The 17197-nt window shown below is 68.2% G+C and carries 18 protein-coding genes and 1 tRNA gene; 11 read left to right on the top strand and 8 right to left on the bottom strand.

Annotated elements, in window-relative coordinates; all coding sequences use genetic code 11:
• Positions 1-18 precede the first annotated feature (18 nt).
• Genes P0Y59_18705 through P0Y59_18695 form a run of 3 tightly spaced genes read left to right on the top strand, consistent with a single transcriptional unit; the run spans position 19 to position 1750 of the window.
• Positions 19-636: an SCO family protein gene (locus tag P0Y59_18705; GenBank protein WEJ98952.1), complete on the top strand. Its 618-nt coding sequence runs from the start codon at positions 19-21 to the stop codon at positions 634-636.
• Entirely contained in the window at positions 633-1067 is a 435-nt protein-coding gene (locus P0Y59_18700; protein ID WEJ98951.1) for a YcgN family cysteine cluster protein, read from the top strand. Before P0Y59_18705 ends, P0Y59_18700 begins: the two co-directional genes overlap by 4 nt.
• A complete protein-coding gene (locus P0Y59_18695; GenBank protein WEJ98950.1) occupies positions 1064-1750 on the top strand; it encodes a SprT family zinc-dependent metalloprotease in 687 nt (228 codons plus the stop codon). The genes P0Y59_18700 and P0Y59_18695 overlap by 4 nt, the downstream gene beginning before the upstream one ends.
• On the opposite strand, the gene P0Y59_18690 is transcribed toward P0Y59_18695, so the two are convergent.
• The 6 genes from P0Y59_18690 to P0Y59_18665 all read right to left on the bottom strand — a co-directional run bounded on the left by P0Y59_18690 (position 1726) and on the right by P0Y59_18665 (position 7485).
• Positions 1726-3801 (bottom strand): PBP1A family penicillin-binding protein, encoded by a 2076-nt coding sequence (locus tag P0Y59_18690; protein ID WEJ98949.1) that lies wholly within the window; start codon positions 3799-3801, stop codon positions 1726-1728. The genes P0Y59_18695 and P0Y59_18690 overlap by 25 nt on opposite strands.
• A 155-nt stretch (positions 3802-3956) precedes the next feature.
• Positions 3957-4379, bottom strand: coding sequence for a peptide-methionine (R)-S-oxide reductase MsrB (gene msrB, locus P0Y59_18685; GenBank protein WEJ98948.1), 423 nt, complete (start codon positions 4377-4379; stop codon positions 3957-3959).
• Positions 4380-4384: 5 nt separating this feature from the next.
• The gene (locus P0Y59_18680) at positions 4385-5515 is read right to left on the bottom strand and encodes an FAD-dependent monooxygenase (GenBank protein ID WEJ98947.1); all 1131 of its coding nucleotides are present in this window, start codon (positions 5513-5515) and stop codon (positions 4385-4387) included.
• Positions 5494-6180 carry a methyltransferase domain-containing protein gene (locus P0Y59_18675; GenBank protein ID WEJ98946.1) on the bottom strand — a complete coding sequence of 229 codons (687 nt, stop codon included), beginning with the start codon at positions 6178-6180 and terminating at the stop codon, positions 5494-5496. Before P0Y59_18675 ends, P0Y59_18680 begins: the two co-directional genes overlap by 22 nt.
• Complete coding sequence (locus P0Y59_18670; GenBank protein ID WEJ98945.1) at positions 6177-7253, bottom strand: type III polyketide synthase; 1077 nt, start codon at positions 7251-7253, stop codon at positions 6177-6179. The genes P0Y59_18675 and P0Y59_18670 overlap by 4 nt, the downstream gene beginning before the upstream one ends.
• Before the next feature lie 145 nt (positions 7254-7398).
• Positions 7399-7485, bottom strand: a tRNA-Leu gene (locus P0Y59_18665).
• 115 nt (positions 7486-7600) lie between these two features.
• Here P0Y59_18665 and P0Y59_18660 point away from each other — a divergent pair.
• Positions 7601-8989: an MATE family efflux transporter gene (locus tag P0Y59_18660; GenBank protein WEJ98944.1), complete on the top strand. Its 1389-nt coding sequence runs from the start codon at positions 7601-7603 to the stop codon at positions 8987-8989.
• On the opposite strand, the gene P0Y59_18655 is transcribed toward P0Y59_18660, so the two are convergent.
• The gene (locus P0Y59_18655) at positions 8940-9677 is read right to left on the bottom strand and encodes a DUF3426 domain-containing protein (GenBank protein WEJ98943.1); all 738 of its coding nucleotides are present in this window, start codon (positions 9675-9677) and stop codon (positions 8940-8942) included. The genes P0Y59_18660 and P0Y59_18655 overlap by 50 nt on opposite strands.
• Before the next feature lie 176 nt (positions 9678-9853).
• Between P0Y59_18655 and ftsE the strand changes: the two genes are divergently transcribed.
• Genes ftsE through P0Y59_18635 form a run of 4 tightly spaced genes read left to right on the top strand, consistent with a single transcriptional unit; the run spans position 9854 to position 12670 of the window.
• Positions 9854-10564: a cell division ATP-binding protein FtsE gene (gene ftsE / locus P0Y59_18650; protein ID WEJ98942.1), complete on the top strand. Its 711-nt coding sequence runs from the start codon at positions 9854-9856 to the stop codon at positions 10562-10564.
• On the top strand, positions 10561-11454 hold the full coding sequence (locus P0Y59_18645) for a permease (protein ID WEJ98941.1): 894 nt from the start codon (positions 10561-10563) through the stop codon (positions 11452-11454). The genes ftsE and P0Y59_18645 overlap by 4 nt, the downstream gene beginning before the upstream one ends.
• Entirely contained in the window at positions 11451-11987 is a 537-nt protein-coding gene (locus P0Y59_18640) for a YdcF family protein (protein ID WEJ98940.1), read from the top strand. The genes P0Y59_18645 and P0Y59_18640 overlap by 4 nt, the downstream gene beginning before the upstream one ends.
• The gene (locus tag P0Y59_18635) at positions 11984-12670 is read left to right on the top strand and encodes a lysophospholipid acyltransferase family protein (GenBank protein WEJ98939.1); all 687 of its coding nucleotides are present in this window, start codon (positions 11984-11986) and stop codon (positions 12668-12670) included. Before P0Y59_18640 ends, P0Y59_18635 begins: the two co-directional genes overlap by 4 nt.
• Before the next feature lie 2 nt (positions 12671-12672).
• Here the strand turns inward: P0Y59_18635 and P0Y59_18630 are convergent, their stop codons facing one another.
• Positions 12673-13581 (bottom strand): prephenate/arogenate dehydrogenase family protein, encoded by a 909-nt coding sequence (locus P0Y59_18630; protein ID WEK02622.1) that lies wholly within the window; start codon positions 13579-13581, stop codon positions 12673-12675.
• A 90-nt stretch (positions 13582-13671) separates the two neighbouring features.
• On the opposite strand from P0Y59_18630, the gene P0Y59_18625 reads away from it, so the two are divergent.
• The 3 genes from P0Y59_18625 to metW all read left to right on the top strand — a co-directional run bounded on the left by P0Y59_18625 (position 13672) and on the right by metW (position 17142).
• Entirely contained in the window at positions 13672-15225 is a 1554-nt protein-coding gene (locus P0Y59_18625) for an FAD-dependent oxidoreductase (protein ID WEJ98938.1), read from the top strand.
• Positions 15226-15257: 32 nt separating this feature from the next.
• A complete protein-coding gene (locus P0Y59_18620) occupies positions 15258-16376 on the top strand; it encodes a homoserine O-acetyltransferase (protein WEJ98937.1) in 1119 nt (372 codons plus the stop codon).
• Positions 16377-16554: 178 nt separating this feature from the next.
• The gene (gene metW / locus P0Y59_18615) at positions 16555-17142 is read left to right on the top strand and encodes a methionine biosynthesis protein MetW (GenBank protein WEJ98936.1); all 588 of its coding nucleotides are present in this window, start codon (positions 16555-16557) and stop codon (positions 17140-17142) included.
• Positions 17143-17197 lie beyond the last annotated feature (55 nt).

Here is a 17197-nt window from a genome sequence, read left to right as displayed (position 1 = left end):
ATCATGGCTGGTCGCGCCATGAACGAGATAGCCCGCGCGCCCGCCCTTCTCATCCGTCGAGCCCTTGCCGCCCTGCTGGTGGCAGCCCTTCCCGCCGCCTGCTCCGGCCCGGCCGCCCCTGCCCGGCCACCGCTTGAAGGCGCGCGGATCGGCGGTCCGTTTGCGTTGACCAACCAGGATGGCAGGCAGGTCACCAATCGCGATTTCGCGGGCAAATATCGCATCGTCTATTTCGGCTATACCTTCTGCCCCGACGTCTGCCCGGTCGACGCGCGGAATATCGGTGCCGGGCTGCGCGCGGTCGAGACGAGCGACCCGGCGATCGGGGCCAGGATCGTGCCGATCTTCATCTCGGTCGATCCGGCGCGGGACACGCCTGCCGTGCTCAAGAGCTTCGTCGCCAATTTCCATCCGCGGATGGTCGGCCTGACCGGCAGCGCCGCCGCGATCGACGCGGTCGCGAAGGAATATGCGGTCTATTACAAGAAGGGCGATGTGACGCCCGGCGGCGGCTATATGGTGGATCACAGCCGGGTCGCCTATCTGATGGACCCGCAGGACAAGCCGATCGCGCTGCTGCCGCAGGACCAATCGCCCGAGGCAATCGCGACCGAGATCAAACGCTGGGTGAAATGAGCGACCGTTTCTGGGAAACGACCCCGATCGATGCGCTTGACCGCGGCCAGTGGGAGGCTTTGTGCGACGGCTGCGGCAAATGCTGCGTCCACAAGCTCGAGGATGAAGACACCGGCGAGCTGATGGCCACCAATGTTTCGTGCCGGCTGCTCGATCGCAAGACGGCGCAATGTTCGGATTATCGCCACCGCCACGCCTATGTCAGCGAATGCGTTCGCTTGAGCCGCGACAATGTGCGGGAAATCGACTGGCTTCCCTCGACCTGCGCCTATCGCCTGCGCGCCGCTGACGAACCGCTGCCGCGCTGGCATTATCTGGTCTGCGGGGATCGCGATGCCGTCCACCGTGCGGGTGAATCGGTGCGCGGCTGGACCATTTCCGAGGACGATGCCGGGGACCTCGAATATCATCTGGTCGATCGCCGGCTGTGACCGGGTCCGGTCAGGCGCCGGTCGAGGTCGTCCGCAATGCCCGTGCCCGCCGGGCCAAGCTGTCGGTCGATCCGGCGAGCGGGCGAGTCAGGCTTACCCTGCCGCTACGCGCGCCGGTCAAACCCGCCCTGCTCTGGGCCGAGGGGCAGCAGGCATGGATCGAGGCGCAGCGTGCCCGGCTGCCGCGGCCGCGGCCACTGGTGCCGGGCGGGACGGTGCCGTTCGGCGACGCGCTGCTGACGATCGACTGGCGCGAAGGCTCGACGCGACGGATCGTCCGTGAAGGCGACGTTCTGCATTGCGGCGGTCCCCGCGACGGCCTGTCGCGGCGGATCGAATCCTGGCTGAAGCGTGAGGCGCTGCGTATCCTGAGCGCTGAAACCGCCGAATTTGCCGCGCGTGCTGGGGTCGGCGTGACCAGGGTCGCGATCGGCGATCCGCGCGGGCGTTGGGGAAGCTGCGCGTCGAGCGGGGCGATCCGCTATAGCTGGCGGCTGATCCTCGCGCCGGATTTCGTGCGGCGGGCGACCGTCGCGCATGAGGTGGCGCACCGGGTCCATATGAATCACGGCCCGGATTTCCACGCACTGGTCGAACGGCTCGACGAAAGCGATCCGGCGCGATCGCGGGCCTGGCTTCGCGCCAACGGCGCGGCGCTTCACTGGGTCGGTCGCGAATCCTGAGAGCGTTCGGCTGGCCGGTCCGGCGGCGGCGCGGCCGGCACCCGCTCGCGCGGCGGCGCTTGTCGGCCGGGCGGTGGCGTGCGGCCCAGCACCTGATCCATCCAGTCCTGGTCGAGCCGTTCGGGCCGCGCGGGTTGTGGCACCGGATTGCCGTCGGCGTCGACCTGGGGCTGCCCGGCGTCTGACGGTGCCGTCGTGCCCTGGGGGACCGGGTTGCCGTTCTCGTCGACGAACATGCCGTTGTCGGGCTCGCCGAAATAGGATTCCTGGTCGGGTTCGAGCTGCCATTCGGGCAAGGTTACCTGAGTCTCGAACTGCTCGACCGGACGATTGGCGACGGCGGGTTTCATGAAGGCGGCAAAGGCGCGTGCCGGCGCGGTGCCGCCCTGCAGGCCGGGCACGGTCTGGGCATCGTCGCGGCCCATCCACACGCCGGTGGTCAGCCCGCTCGAGAAACCGAGGAACCAGCCGTCCTTGTTCGAGCTGGTGGTGCCCGTTTTGCCGGCGACCGGGCGGCCGATCTGCGCTGCCTTGCCGGTGCCGGTGTTGACCGCGGTCTGGAGCAGGTCCGTCATCTGCGCCGCGACATAGGGGGCGACCAGTACATGGCTGCGATCGACCTGCTGGGCATAGATCGTCTCGCCGTTCGCGGTGACCTTGGTGATTCCGTACGGCGTCACCGCGACGCCCTTGTTGGCGACGCTGGCAAAGGCACGGGTCATGTCGATCAGCCGCACGTCGGAAGTGCCAAGCACCATCGCCGGATGGGTGTCGATCTTGGTGGTGATGCCGAAGCGGCGCGCCATGTCGGCGACGGTGGCGAAGCCGACCTGCTGGCCGAGCTTGGTCGCGATGGTGTTGACTGAATAGGCGAAAGCGGTGCGCAGGGTCATCTCGCCGCGATTGGCGCCGGAACTGTTGCGCGGGCTCCACCCGTTGATCGTGACGGGCTCGTCGACCAGCGTGTCCTCGGGCTTGTGCCCGGCCTCTAGCGCGGCGAGATAGACGAACAGCTTGAACGCCGATCCCGGCTGGCGGACCGCCTGGGTCGCCCGGTTGTAGATCGACGAGACATAGTCCTTGCCGCCGACCATCGCGCGCACCGCGCCGTCGCGGTCGATCGCGACCAGCGCGCCCTGCGCGTTCTTCGGCGCATTGGCCCGGATCGCCGCGTCGGCATCGCGCTGCATGTTGAGGTCGAGGGTCGTCCATACTTCGAGCGGGCGGCTTGTCTCGTCGATCAGCAATTCGAGCTGGGGCAGTGCCCAGTCAGTGAAATAGCGGACGCTGTTCTGCTTGGGCTCGGGCGCAAGCGCCACGCTCTTCGGGTCGGCGGTCGCTGCTTCGGCCGCCGTGATCTTGCCCGTTTCCTGCATCAGCTGGATCACGACCCCGGCGCGGCCCACCGCGGCCTCGGCATCGGCGGTCGGCGAATAGCGCGACGGGGCCTTGACCAGTCCGGCGATCACCGCCGCCTCGGACAGGGTCAGCTTGTCGGCGCCATGCCCGAAGAATTTCCGGGCGGCCGCATCGATGCCGTATGCGCCGCCGCCGAAATAGACCTTGTTGAGATAGAGTTCGAGAATCTGGTCCTTGGTGAACTTGCGCTCCATCGCGAGCGCCAGCAACGCCTCGCGCGATTTACGGCCGACATCATATTTGTTCGACAGGAAGATCGTCCGCGCGACCTGCTGCGTGATGGTCGAGGCACCCTGGATCCGCCTGCCGCTGCCGCGATTGACGATGACCAGCTTGGCCGAGCGCAACAACCCGATCGGATCGATGCCGATATGCGAGCGGAAGCGGCGGTCCTCCACCGCGACCATGGCGTCGCGCATGACCGGCGGGATCTTGTCATAGGACAGCCACTCGCCATAGCTTGGCCCCATCGAGACGATGACGGTGCCGTCAGCCGCATGCACGCGGATCATCTGGCCGTTGGGCGAGGATTTCATCTCCTCGAAGCTCGGCAGCTGCGCGCGCTGGACATAGACAGCAACGACCAGCCCGATCAGGCCGAGCACGGCAAGCACGCCCGCGATGCGCAGCATCAGGGTTAACCGGCGGCGCCAGATCGGCGGCGAAGATGTCGGGGAGCGGCGGGCCATGGGGCTGGGTGGGGATAAGCTCTATTGGTTACGCAAACAAGCGGCCTGCGCGTGAAGATGTGGTGCAGACGCGGTGAAGCGCCGGTGAACGGATATGGTCAGGCGGCTGCCTCGCCGGCGCTTTCGGTGTTGCGCGCCCGGAAATCGAGGCTGAGCGAGTTCATGCAATAGCGCAGCCCGGTCGGCGGCGGCCCGTCGGGGAAGACATGGCCGAGATGCCCGTCGCAGCGCGCGCAGCGCGCCTCGGTCCGGGTCATGCCATGGCTGATATCGCTATGCTCCGTCACCCGCTCCGGCGCGATCGGCCGGGTGAAGCTTGGCCAGCCCGATCCTGATTCATATTTGTCGGCGCTGTCGAACAACGGGCTCGCGCAACCGCCGCAGCGATAGATGCCGTCGGCCTTGTTGTTGTTGTAGCGGCCGGAAAAGGCTGGCTCGGTGCCGGCCTCGCGCAGCACATGATATTGCTCGGGGCTGAGCCGCTTGCGCCACTCTGCTTCGGAGAGGGTGAACAGATCCATGAGCGTCAGCTTTCCTGCGCCGTGGCGGGCTGGTCAAGGTGCGAATGGTCGATGCGGGTCAGCCGCGCGATAACATCGATCAACAGTGGCAGGTTGCGCGCGACCGGCAATACCGCCCTGGCGATGGCGGGACGTTCGGCCGCCGCGCGAATCAGGCCGGCGATGCCGATCGGCCGCGCAAGATCGCGGGCGAGACGACGCTGGAAAGGAATCGCTGCTCCGGCCCCGCCCCGCGCAAAGGCGCGGGCGGCACGCATGCCGCTGGCAATGGCGATGCCCATGCCCTCCCCCGCGAGCGAGGGAATCACGCCTGCCTGGTCGCCAAGGCGGAACAGGCCGCTGGTGCCCGCGCGCGCGCGCCAGCCATAAGGGACGTTGGCGACCGCATCGATCGCCTCGCCGCCCCGGCGCCAGGCGAGGCGCTCGCCCAGCCGCGGCGATTCGGCCGCAAGCGAATCGAGCAGGCGATCCGGGTCACCGGCTTCGGCCATGCGGGATCGATGCACCGCCATGCAGCAATTGGTGCTGCCGTCCTCCTGCAGGACGACGCCCATATAGCCGCGATCGAACAGGTGCAGCTCGATCGCGTGACCAATCAGCCGGTCGAGCGCTGGCGCCGGCGCAAGGCGGATGCGCAGGCCGAGGGTCGGGTCGGCCCCGCGCGCCTCGGCCGGGCGCGCCAGGCCCCGAATGTCGTGCTTGCCGCTCGCCAGGAACAGCGCATCGGTTTCGATCGCGCCGCCATCCTGCAGCCGGGCGGTGGTGCCGTCGATCGCCTTCACCACGACGCCGCGCTCGATCGCGGCGCCGGCGCGTTCCGCCCGGTCGAGCAGCAGCGAATCGAGCAGTCGGCGTGACACGCCATGCGCGGGGCGCGGCAATACAGCCTCGGCCATCCGGTCGCCGGCGAACAGCCGGACATGAGTCACCCGTGCCGCTCCGAGGGAATCCGGCTCGATACCCAGGCTGCGCAGCGATTCGAGCGTGCGCCAGCTGAGGAAGCCGCCGCACAGCGAATCGCCGGTTTCCCGGGTGCGCTCGATCAACAGGTGCGGTGCCCCCGCGCGGGCGAGCAGGATCGCTGCGCTCGCCCCGGCCGGCCCGCCGCCGACGATCAGCGCAGGTGTTCGACGCACAGCCGGAAGGGGAAGGCACGATAGACCTTGGCCTCGACGCCCGCCTCGGCCAGGATCTCAGGCCATTCCGACGGCCGATAGGAGCGGGCGATCGACAGCGTGCCGTCGAGTCGAACGATCCGGTGCCAGCCAGCAATCCGGGCGAGGATCGGGAAACCCCAATGGGCGAAGCCATGGCGATGGAGGTCGTTGACCAGCCAGCCGCGTCGCGACTCGACCTCCATGAAGCGGAGGAAGGCGATGAGCTGGGCGTGAGTCATATGGTGCGCGACCAGGCTCGAGACGATGAAGTCCCATTCGCCGCCGGCAAAGTCGGCATAGTCGCCCGTGACGTAGCGGATACCCATATCGGCGGGCGTATGGGCGGTGGCGGCAAGCTCGCTGCGCGGATTGAGGTCGACGCCGATCAGGTCGGCGGCGATCCCTCGTTTCTTCGCCCAGCGCGCGATCCTCCGCAGCATGTCGCCATCGCCGAAGCCGATATCGAGCAGGCGGAAATGACGGTTGTCCCCCATGCCCCGCGCGAGGAAATCGAGCGTCGGGCGCGCCGCCATGGTCACGACATTCACCTTGGCGAGATCGCCCACGACCTCGGCATAGGTCGCGGCATCGAGATCCTCGGCGTCCATCAATTCATCGGCGATGGCGCGGATGGCGAGGTTCATCCCGCGCTCCGGAAGCCGAACCCTTCGGCCGCCAGGCCGGGGCCGAAAGCCAGGGCGACACCGTCCCTGACCGGTGGCCCCGCGAGCAGCCGTGCCAGGACGAACATCAGCGTCGCGGACGACATGTTGCCATTATCGGCCAGCACCCGGCGGGAGGCGGCCAGCGCTTCGGGCGCGAGATGCAGGCTGTGCTCGACCGCGTCGAGGATCGACCGGCCGCCGGCATGGACCGCCCAGCCGTCGATCTCGTCCGGGGCGCGGCCGCCGGTCGCGGCCGATGCGAAATGGGGATCGGCCAGGCCGGCGGCGATCCGCCCCGGCACTTCCCCGGACAGGTGCATGGCGAAGCCGCTGTCGGTGACATCCCAGCGAATCAGTTTCTCCGAATCGGGCAGGGTGGTCGCGAAGGGCTGGCCGATCGCGAAGCCGCCCGAGTCGGCGGTCACCATCGCCGCCGCGGCGCCATCGCCGAATTGCAGCATCGCCAGCAACGGTTCGATCTCGTCCACGGCCTGGAGATGAAGCGTCGACAGCTCGACGCAGAGCACGAGCACCCGGGCATCCGGGTCGGACCGCACGATATGGCGCGCCGTGCGGAGCGCCGCGACCGCCGCGTAGCAGCCCATGAAGCCGATCAGCAGCCGTTCGGTCGATGGCGGCAGGCCGATCTGCCGGGCAATGATCTGGTCGACGCCCGGCGCGACGAAGCCGGTGCAGCTCGCCACGACGAAATGGGTGATATTGTCGATCGGAACCTGCGCGGCGAGCGCCCTGATCGCGGCAATGCCGAGCTTCGGGGCTTCCTTGGCATAGAGCTGCATGCGCGCGGCGGTGCCTGGCAGGTGCGGCTTGGCGTAGAAACCCTCAGCCGAGACGGGCGATCCGCCGCCGCTGGTGCGCCTGAGCACCGACCAGCGATGCTCGATACCGGAACGTCCCGCCATGCGCGCGAACAGCTTCGCGGCGCGGTCGTCCTCGATCCGGCCCTGCGCCCAATCGATAAAGGCGTGATGGATATCGTGATCGGGAACGGCGGTGCCGATCGCATTCAGATAGGCGGCTACTTCGGGCAAAGGCAGCTTTCGGGGCAGCTTTCAGTCTGATCCGGCGGATGCCGATCAGTTGCAGAACGCCACTGTAGCGCGGACGATCCCCGCTTGCCAAAGCTTTGCTTCCGCGGTCGCCCGAAGGCGTGTCCTGATCCGGAAGAAGAAAAAGTGGTGCGGCCGAGAAGACTCGAACTTCCACGGGCTTTCGCCCACAACGACCTCAACGTTGCGCGTCTACCAGTTCCGCCACGGCCGCACGTGAAACACCACCGGATAAGCCCCGGCAGCTGGTAGGCGAGCGCCCCTAGCAAGGCATTGCGACATTGGCAACTGCTCTATCCGTGCCGTCGATCCATCGTTAGCAGGGCGGCATGCCCGTTGCCTCCCCCTCCTATCCGATCGGTGACGAGACCAGGCGCATCCTCGGGCTGGCCTGGCCGGTAATGCTGACCAGCCTCAACTGGACGATCCTGCACGTCACCGACGTGGTCGTGGTCGGGCTTGCCGGCACTGAGGAAGTCGCGGCGCTCGGGGCCAGCCGGTCGCTGACCTTCGTCGCGATCGTCGCCGGGCTCGCCGCCCTGTCGGGCGTGCTCGTCCATACCTCGCGTGCCGATGGCGCGGGCGACCTGAAGCGTACCGGTGCCGTGCTGCGGGAGGGGCTTGCCCTTGCGCTTGTCCTCGGCAGCGTGGCCGCGCTGGTGCTGCTGTTCTTCGCCGCGCCGATGCTTGCCGGCATGGGCGTCGCCGACGAGCTTGTCCCGCGCGCGTCGCGCGTCGTGCAGGTGATGGCGATCTGCTTCCCGTTCCAGCTCGTCATCGTCGCGGCGAGCTTCTTTCTTGAAGGGGTCAGCCGCCCGCGCCGGGTGGCGACGGTCAATCTCGCGATCCTGCCGCTCAATGCCGTTCTCGCCTGGGCGCTGTCTGGTGGCCATTTCGGGTTGCCGGCGCTCGGCGCCGTCGGCGCGGCGACCGCGACGGCGATTGCCTCGGCGTTGGGTGCGGCGGGCATGGTCGGCGCGGCATGGACCCTGCCGCGTGCCGGACTGCGCGGGCTGCACGATCTGTCGCGCGCCACCTGGCAAAGCGTTCCCGCAGGCGCGGTGCGGCTCGCTGCGTTCGGCACGGTGCCGGCGATCGCCTCGGGGCTCGAGCTTGCCGGCTTCTCGATCCTGATCGCGCTTTCCACCCGGTTGGGCGACGCGGCGGCGCATGCCTTCCAGATCGTCTTCTCCATCCACAACGTGACCTTCTCCATCGCGCTGGGGCTGGGGTCGGCGGCCGGCGTGCGAGTCGGCAATGCGGTTGGGGAAGGTATGCCGCAACGGGCCTTTCCGCGCACGATGATCGCCGTGTCGGTCGCGGCGATCCTTACCGGGCTGCTCGCGCTGCTGCTGGTGGTCGGGCGCGGCGGCATCGTTGCGCTGTTCCCGGCCACGGCAGAGGTTCACCTGCTCGCGCTGGCGATGGTGCCGCTATGGGCGCCGTTCATCCTGTTCGACGGGGCGCAGGTGGTGTTCGTCTATGCGCTGCGCTCGCTCGGCGACCAGGTGGTGGCCGGGGGCAACAGCATCATCGCCTTCTTCCTGGTGACGGGCGGGGCTGGCTGGTGGCTGGTCCATATCGGGGCTGGGCTGACCGGGCTGGTCTATGCCTCGGGCATCGGCATGGTCGCGGCGACGCTGCTGCACGGCAGCCGCTTCGCGCTGGTCAGTTGGAGGATTCGCCGGAAAAGCTCAGCACCAGCTGTTTCGAATTGACCGGCACGTCGAGTTTCGCACTGTTGAATTCGACCGAGCCGCGCGGCGGCAGCGCCATCGTCTCGGGGCGGATCGTCCAGCTATAGACCAGCCGGTTCTGCGCGTCCTTCAGCTCGACCCGGATGTCCGGGACCTGCTGGCGCTGGTCGGTCGGGTTCACCACCTTGCCGCTGATCGCGAACATTTCGCTGCCATTGGCCAGGTCGCGGCGATCGATCGGGTTGTTGACGATCTTGAGCGGGGTCGCAGGCGCGCCGATCGGCAGGCCGAATTGCTGGGCCAGGCCGGGTGCGCCCGAATAGAGGATGGCCGCGGCCCCCACCAGCATGGCGAATCCGGCGGCGAAGGCGGCCATCGTCCAGCGTCGCGCCGGGTTGCGGCGCGGGCGGAAGGGCGGCTGGTGCGCGAAGGCGTCATAGTCGGGCGCGGTGCCGGGCGGCGCGATCTCGACATCGGGCGCCGTTACGGGTGGCGGTGGCGACGCTGGCGGCGCTGTTGTGGGGGCGGGGACCGGAGCCGAACGAGGAGCGGGAGCGACGGCTTCGGCCTGGGCCACCAGATCGAGCACCTGGCCCGGCTGGAACCAGCTATGCTTGCAGCTCGCGCATCGCACGGTCCGTCCTTCGGACCCGATTGCCGAATCGGGTACGAGGTAACGAGTCCGGCATTGAGTGCATTCGAGGATCATCTTGGGCCGCTTCCGGCGCCGCGGGCCGCGCCACGCCTGTCCCGAATCTAAGCACGTGCCGACCGCTCGTGGCAAGTCTTTCGGGTCGAAGCACTTACGCGCGCGCTTGTGGCGCGCGCCCCGAACGTGCGATGGCGGGGGCGGGGCATCAGTGAGAAGCGAGCGTTGCGCCGGTAATGGCGAATATCGTCCAGTTCGAGAATGTGGGGCTGCGCTACGGCACGGGTCAGGAGACTCTGTCCGACGTCAGCTTCACGCTGTCGACCGGCTCCTTCTATTTCCTCACCGGTGCCAGCGGTGCGGGCAAGACGTCCCTGTTGAAGCTGCTCTATCTCTCGCAACGCCCCACGCGCGGCATGATCCGCCTGTTCGGCGAGGATGCGGTGACGCTGCCGCGCAAGCGGCTCCCCGGCTTTCGTCGCCGGATCGGGGTGGTGTTCCAGGATTTCCGCCTCGTCCCGCACCTTTCGGCCTATGACAATATCGCGCTGCCCCTGCGCGTCTCCGGCGTGTCGGAAAGCGATGTCGAGGCGCCGGTGCGCGAGATGCTCGCCTGGGTCGGCCTGTCCGACCGAGTCGAGGCCAAGCCGCCGACCCTGTCGGGCGGGGAGCAGCAGCGCGTCGCGATTGCCCGCGCGGTGATCAGCCGGCCCGAGATCCTCGTGGCGGACGAGCCGACCGGCAACGTCGATCCCGACATGGCGGAACGGCTGCTCCATCTGTTCGATTCGCTCAACCGGCTTGGCACCACTGTCGTTGTCGCGACTCATGATTTCCACCTGCTCGGCCGAATCCCGAACGCGCATATGATGCGGCTCGACAAGGGGCGGCTGCTCGATCCCACCGGGTCGTTGCGCTTTCCGCCGCCACAGGCGGACGCCGAATGAGCGTCCGGCTGATCGCGTCGGCGGCCGATCGCCGCCTGCTCGACGAGAGCCGGGGCACGCGCGCGATGATGTGGATCATGGCGATCATGCTGTTCCTGACGGTGCTGGCCGCCGCGCTTGGTCTCGGCACGCTGAGCGCGGCGACCTTGCTCGACCGGCAACTTGCCGGGCGGCTGACGGTCCAGATCGTCGAGCCGGCCGATCGCGCGCGGGCCGACCAGACGGCGAAGGCGCTGGCGCTGCTGCGCGGCCTGCCCGAGGTGTCGCGCGCCGTCGAGGTGAACCGCGCGGAACTCGTCAAGCTGCTCGGCCCCTGGCTCGGCCCTGACGGCGCCGATCCCGATCTGCCAGTACCCGCGATGATCGACGTCGACCTCGGCATCGCCAGCGCGGCCGCCGTCGCGCGGGTGACTCAGGCGGTGCAGGCGGCCGTGCCCGCGGCGCGGATCGACCGGCACGAAAGCTGGATGTCGCCGGTCAGCAACTTCATGAACATGGTCACCTGGCTTGCGGCAGGGCTGGTCGTGCTGATGGCCGCAGCCACTGGCGCCGTCGTCATCCTCGCTGCGCGGGCCGGGCTCGAGACTCACCGCGATACGATCGAGGTGCTGCACATGCTTGGATCGACCGATCTCCAGGTCGCGCGGCTGTTCCAGCGGCGAATCGCGCTCGATACCCTGTTCGGCGGCGCACTCGGCACGGTGGTCGCGGCCGGCATGGTGGTTCTGGTCGGCCTGCAACTCGCGACGCTCGGCTCCGACCTGCTCGGCGGGTTGCAGCTGTCGACGCGCGACTGGCTCCTGCTCGCGATGCTGCCGATCGGCTTCGCCCTGCTCGCGACCTATGCCGCGCGGCTCGCGGTGCTCGGCGCGCTGAGGCGCATCCTGTGATCCTGCGAATCCTCGGCGGTGCCGTGCTGCTCTGGGCGCTTGGTTTCGTGCTGTTCCTGCTCGCCATGCCCGGGCCGCTTGACAATGCGAAGACCGACGCGATCGTGGTGCCGACGGGTGGGGCCGGGCGGATCGACCGGGGCATCGCGCTGCTCAAGGCGCACGCGGCGAAGCGCATGCTGGTGACCGGGGTCGCGCCCGAGGTGCGGCCGGTCGAGCTGGCGCATGAATATCGCGAGGCGCCGTCGCTGTTCGCCTGCTGCATCGATCTCGGCCGGGAGGCGGTCGATACGCGCTCAAATGCCGAGGAGACGGCCGACTGGGTAAAGCAGCACGGCTATAAATCGGTGCGGCTCGTCACCTCGGACTGGCATCTGGCCCGCGCCCGGATGGAACTCACCAACGCGCTCGACAGCGATGTCCAGGTGCTTGACGACGGCGTGCCGAGCAGCCCGCGCTTCAGCCTGCTGGTCGCCGAGTACAACAAGCTGCTGCTCCGCCGCGTCGTGCTCTGGATGGGGATCGGCGCATGACCAGGCTCAGGACGATCCTGTTCATGATCGTGTTCTACGGAATCTCGATCCCGATCGTGCTGCTGACGCCGGTCACGGCGTTGTTCGGCAGGAATGCGCTGATCGTTCACACCCATATCTGGACGAAATTCCATGGCTGGGCGACCGAGGCCATTCTCGGCATCCATCGCCGGGTCGAGGGAAATCTGTTCGCCGACGGTCCGGTCATCTACGCGGCCAAGCACCAGGCGATGTACGAGACGCTTGAGCTCGGGCGGCTGCTCCGCACCCCGGCGATCGTGATGAAGCAGGAACTGGCCTCGATTCCGGTATGGGGCTGGGCGGCACGACGCTATGGCGTCATCGTCGTCGACCGCGAGGCTTCGGCCGCCGCGCTCCGGCGCATGGTGCGCGAGGCCCAGACTGAACTTGCGCTGGGCCGGTCGATCCTGATCTTCCCGGAGGGCACGCGGGTGTCCCCGGGTGAGCAGCCCCCGCTCCGCGCGGGTTTCGCCGGCCTGTACCAGATGCTGAAGATCCCGGTGATCCCCGTCGCGATCGACAGCGGCAAGGTCTGGCCGAAGCACGGCCCCAAGCTCCCGGGTGTCGTGACCTTTCGTTTCGGCGAGCCGATCCCGCCGGGCCTGCCCCGCGCCGAGGTCGAGCGCCGGGTGCATGCGGCGATCAACGCGCTGGATAACTGAGATTAGTCGTGGGTGCGGCCGAAGTCCGGGGCCGGATCGTCCTGGCCCTGCTCGATGATGTTGCGCCGGATCGCGCGGGTCCTGGTGAACAGGTCGAACAGTTCGTCGCCCTTGCCCCAGCGGATCGCGCGTTGGAGCGCCGACAGGTCCTCGGAAAAGCGCTGGAGCATATCCAGCACCGCCTCGCGATTGGCCAGGAACACGTCGCGCCACATGGTCGGGTCGGACGCGGCGATGCGGGTGAAGTCACGGAAGCCGCCAGCCGAATATTTGATCACCTCGCTGCGCGTCACTTCCTCCATGTCGGAGGCGGTCCCGACGATGGTGTAGGCGATCAGATGCGGCAAATGGCTGGTGATGGCGAGGACGCGGTCGTGATGGCCCGGCTCCATCGTCTCGACCTCGGCGCCCAGCCTGCGCCAGAATTCGCTGACCCGCTCGATCGCGACCGGATTGGCGCCCTCGGGCGGCGTCACGATGCACCAGCGCTTGTGGAACAGGGTGGCGAAGCCCGCCTCGGGGCCGCTCCGCTCGGTACCAGCGACGGGATGGGCCGGGATGACCGTCGCGCCGGGCAATGCCTCGGCCAGCGCGCGGACCACGTCCTCCTTGCACGACCCGACATCGCTGACCACCGCATCGGCCGGCAGGTCGGCGGCGATCTCGCCCCCGACCGCGCCCATCGCGCCGACCGGCACGCACAGGATGACGAGATCGGCATCGATCACCGATGTGCCGGCCGTGTCGGTGACGTCGTCGAACAGCTGGAGGCGATCGGCGACGGCGCGCACCTCGGCATCGGCATCATAGCCGGTCAGCCGCACCGTGGGCATTTGCGCGCGCACCGCGCGGGCGATCGAGGAGCCGATCAGGCCGATGCCGATGACGGTGACGCGGGCGAAGGGAAGCATGGTCGTCCGCATGGCTCATGGCTTTCGCTAAGGCAAGCTGACGCTCTGCCGTACTCCTGCTAGGAAGCGGCAAAACGGGGGATGGGCCGAATGCGGGGCAGTGCGACTTTCTGGGAGGCGCTCGAATCGGCGCGCCGGATGAATCTGGCGGCGGCCGGCGAGAAACCGCCGGTCGCGGGCCCCCAGGGGCTCAGCCGCCGCGCTTTGCTCAAGGCGATCGGTGCGGCCGGCCTCGTCACTGCCATGCCCCGCCCGCTGCGCGCGGCGCCGGTCCGGGGGCCGGTGGCGATCGTCGGTGGCGGCATCGCCGGGCTGACCGCCCTGTGGCATTTGACCCAGGCGGGGATCGACGCCCGTATCTACGAGGCGCGGCCGCGGCTCGGCGGACGCATGTTCACCCACCGCCCGACGGGCGGCGTGCCGATGGAGATTGGCGGCCAGCTCGTCAATTCCGACCATGACGACATGCACAAGCTCGCCGCCGCATTCGGTATCGGCCTGATCGACCGCAAGGGGGAGGCGCACCGCACGATGGTGCTCGCCAACGGCGCGGTGCTGCCCGTGGCGGCGCTCGCCGAGGCGTTGCGACCGATCGCGGCACAGATTGCTCTCGATTCGGACCGGCTGGACAAGGATTACGCACGAACGGCACGGGAACTCGATCGGCTCTCCATCCGCCTCTATCTCGACAAACACGCCGACAAGCTGCCCCAGCCCTGGGTGCGCCAGCTGATGGAGGCGACCAGCCGCACCGAATATGGCGTCGAGCCGGGCCAGGCCTCGGCGATCGAACTGGTCTTCAACCTGCCCACCGTGGACGGCGAGCGAGTCGATGTGCTCAGCCGCAGCGACGAACGCTATCTGATCGACGGCGGCAGCGGCGCGCTGGTCGCCGCGATGCGGGCGAAGCTCGGCGACCGGATCGAAACCGGCAAGAGGCTGTTGCAGATCGATCCGCACGGCGCCGGCGTACGACTCTCCTTCCTTGACGGCACCGTGGCGGATGCCGGGGCGGTGATCGTGGCAGTGCCGGCGCCGCTGCTGCGCCAGATCGAATTCCGAGTGCCGCTGCCGCCCTTGTGGCGCCGCTTCATCGCCGAGGTCGATCTGGGTTATAACGAGAAGGTCCAGGCCGTCATGACGTCACGCCCCTGGGAAGGGCCGATCGGGCGCGGCGGCGAGCTGTGGCAGACCGATGTTGCCGCGGGCGCCGCGCTCGGCTGGGACGGTGGGATTCGCCCGGCGAGCGATGCCGGCAGCGTCTGGACCTGGTTCCTCGGCGGGAACGAGGTCGAGGCTGCGGCCGTGGCCGATCCAGTCCGGCTCGCGCGCGGTTTCGCCGGCATGGCCGAGGGGGGCGTGCCTGGGTTCGGCGCGGCGATGAGCGGGGTGGTGCGGCGCACCGGCTGGCACCGCGATCCATTGACACTGGGCGCCTATGTCAATTTCCGACCCGGCCAGCTCACCCGCTTCGGCGAGCTGATCTGGGTCGAGGGCGGAAACGGGCCGAAGCATCGCGCGCTTTCCGGCCTGGTCCAGTTCGCCGGCGAGCATCTTTCCGATGCTTATCCAGGCTATATGAATGGTGGCGCGCAGACCGGGCGGATGGCCGCCGCTGCGATCATGGCCGCTCACCATGCTTGAACCACGGCGTTTCGCGGCCTAACGCCGCGTCAATGTCGGACGACACGCGCTTCGGGCTTGCTCGCCATGTCACCCTGCCCGGGCCGTTGAAGCTCGACGGCGGCGCGCTGCTGTCGCCGGTCGACATCGCGTACGAAACCTATGGCACGCTCGACGCTGACGGCGGCAACGCGATCCTGATCTGCCACGCGCTGACCGGGGACCAGAATGTCGCGAGCAACCATCCGATCACCGGCAAGCCCGGCTGGTGGACCCGGCTGGTCGGGCCAGGCAAGCCGGTCGACCCCGATCGGCACTTCATCATCTGCAGCAATGTGATCGGCGGCTGCACCGGGTCATCGGGCCCGGCGACGGTCAATCCGGCGATGGGCAAGCCCTGGGGCATGAGCTTTCCGGTCATCACCATCCGCGACATGGTGCGCGCCCAGGCGATGCTGCTCGACCATCTCGGCGTGGCGACGCTGGCGGCGGTGATCGGCGGGTCGATGGGCGGCATGCAGGCGCTGAGCTGGTCGGCGACCTTTCCCGACCGGGTCCGCGCGGCGATCGTCATTGCCTCGGCGGCGCGGCACACCGCGCAGAACATCGCCTTTCACGAGGTCGGCCGCCAGGCGGTGATGGCCGATCCCAACTGGCGCGGCGGCGATTATTACGAGACGGGCGATCCCCCTGCCGCGGGCCTCGCGGTGGCGCGGATGGCGGCGCACATCACCTATCTGTCGGAAGCGGGGCTGACCGAGAAATTCGGCCGCCGCCTGCAGACGCGCAATGCCAAGAGCTTCGGCTTCGACGCCGATTTCCAGGTGGAAAGCTATCTGCGCCACCAGGGGATCAGCTTCGTCGACCGGTTCGACGCCAATTCCTATCTCTACATCACCCGCGCGACCGACTATTTCGATCTGGCCGAGGAACATGGCGGCCTGCTCGCCAACGCCTTCCGGGCAAGCAAGGCGCGTTTCTGCTTGGTCAGCTTCGATACCGACTGGCTATATCCCACCTCGGAATCGCGCGCGATCGTCCATGCGCTCAACGCGGCGGGCGCGCCGGTCAGCTTCGTCGAGCTCAACAGCCCGTTCGGTCACGATGCCTTCCTGCTCGATTCGCCCGGCATGAACCGGGTCATCGACGGTTTCCTGAGGGCTGGCGCATGAGCGCATGGCGCGACCCATTCTATGTCCCTCTCCCGGCGGGAGAGGGAAGGGCCCCGTCGCGAAGCGATGGGAAGGGTGAGGGTGATCGTAGCCTTCACTCAGTCACCCTCACCCTTCCGCAGCTTCGCTGCTCCCTCCCTCTCCCGCTGGGAGAGGGATTTGTCGGTGAGGCAATTTAATGACTCTCCGCGCCGACCTCGCCGTCATCGCCGACTCTGTCGCGCCGGGCAGCCGAATCCTCGATGTCGGCTGTGGCGACGGCGCGCTGATGGCGGCGCTGCGTGACGGCAGGGGCGTCGACGCGCGCGGGCTCGAGCTCGATGCGGGCAATGTCGCCGCGGCCGTCTCGCGCGGCCTGTCGGTGATCCAGGGCGATGCCGATTCGGATCTCGCCGACTATCCCGACGCAAGCTTCGACTATGCGATCCTCAGCCAGACGCTGCAGACGACCCGGCGGCCCGACATGGTGCTCGACCATCTCCTCCGGATCGGCCGGCGCGCCTTCGTGTCCTTCCCCAACTTCGCGCACTGGCGCGGACGGACCTCGCTGATGTGGGGCGGAAGGATGCCGGTGACCCGGCTGCTGCCCGAACAATGGTATGACACGCCCAACATCCACCACCTCACGATCGACGATTTCCGCTCCTTCGTGAAAGGGCGCGGCATCACCGTCGAAGGGGCCTGGTTCCTGTCAGGGGACAAGCGCACGACCTCTGCTGCAGCAAACTTCTTCGCCGAACATGCGGTGTTCCTTCTGAAGAGCTGATCTCGATCAAGGAACCCTGACCCCCTTTCGCGGGTTGGCGGCAGGAAGATTTGAG

Origin of the sequence: Candidatus Sphingomonas phytovorans, assembly GCA_029202385.1 — a bacterium.
Taxonomy (GTDB): domain Bacteria; phylum Pseudomonadota; class Alphaproteobacteria; order Sphingomonadales; family Sphingomonadaceae; genus Sphingomonas; species Sphingomonas phytovorans.
This window is presented reverse-complemented; position numbering and strand designations above follow the sequence as displayed.

Coding starts and splice junctions, on each gene's coding strand:
- P0Y59_18645 (WEJ98941.1), top strand. CDS start 10,561: ATGAGCGTCCGGCTGATCGCGTCGGCGGCCGATCGCCGCCTGCTCGAC.
- P0Y59_18705 (WEJ98952.1), top strand. CDS start 19: ATGAACGAGATAGCCCGCGCGCCCGCCCTTCTCATCCGTCGAGCCCTT.
- P0Y59_18625 (WEJ98938.1), top strand. CDS start 13,672: ATGCGGGGCAGTGCGACTTTCTGGGAGGCGCTCGAATCGGCGCGCCGG.
- P0Y59_18660 (WEJ98944.1), top strand. CDS start 7,601: ATGCCCGTTGCCTCCCCCTCCTATCCGATCGGTGACGAGACCAGGCGC.
- P0Y59_18655 (WEJ98943.1), bottom strand. CDS start 9,677: ATGATCCTCGAATGCACTCAATGCCGGACTCGTTACCTCGTACCCGAT.
- ftsE (WEJ98942.1), top strand. CDS start 9,854: ATGGCGAATATCGTCCAGTTCGAGAATGTGGGGCTGCGCTACGGCACG.
- P0Y59_18635 (WEJ98939.1), top strand. CDS start 11,984: ATGACCAGGCTCAGGACGATCCTGTTCATGATCGTGTTCTACGGAATC.
- P0Y59_18700 (WEJ98951.1), top strand. CDS start 633: ATGAGCGACCGTTTCTGGGAAACGACCCCGATCGATGCGCTTGACCGC.
- P0Y59_18690 (WEJ98949.1), bottom strand. CDS start 3,801: ATGCTGCGCATCGCGGGCGTGCTTGCCGTGCTCGGCCTGATCGGGCTG.
- P0Y59_18630 (WEK02622.1), bottom strand. CDS start 13,581: ATGCTTCCCTTCGCCCGCGTCACCGTCATCGGCATCGGCCTGATCGGC.
- P0Y59_18675 (WEJ98946.1), bottom strand. CDS start 6,180: ATGAACCTCGCCATCCGCGCCATCGCCGATGAATTGATGGACGCCGAG.
- metW (WEJ98936.1), top strand. CDS start 16,555: ATGACTCTCCGCGCCGACCTCGCCGTCATCGCCGACTCTGTCGCGCCG.
- P0Y59_18620 (WEJ98937.1), top strand. CDS start 15,258: ATGTCGGACGACACGCGCTTCGGGCTTGCTCGCCATGTCACCCTGCCC.
- msrB (WEJ98948.1), bottom strand. CDS start 4,379: ATGGATCTGTTCACCCTCTCCGAAGCAGAGTGGCGCAAGCGGCTCAGC.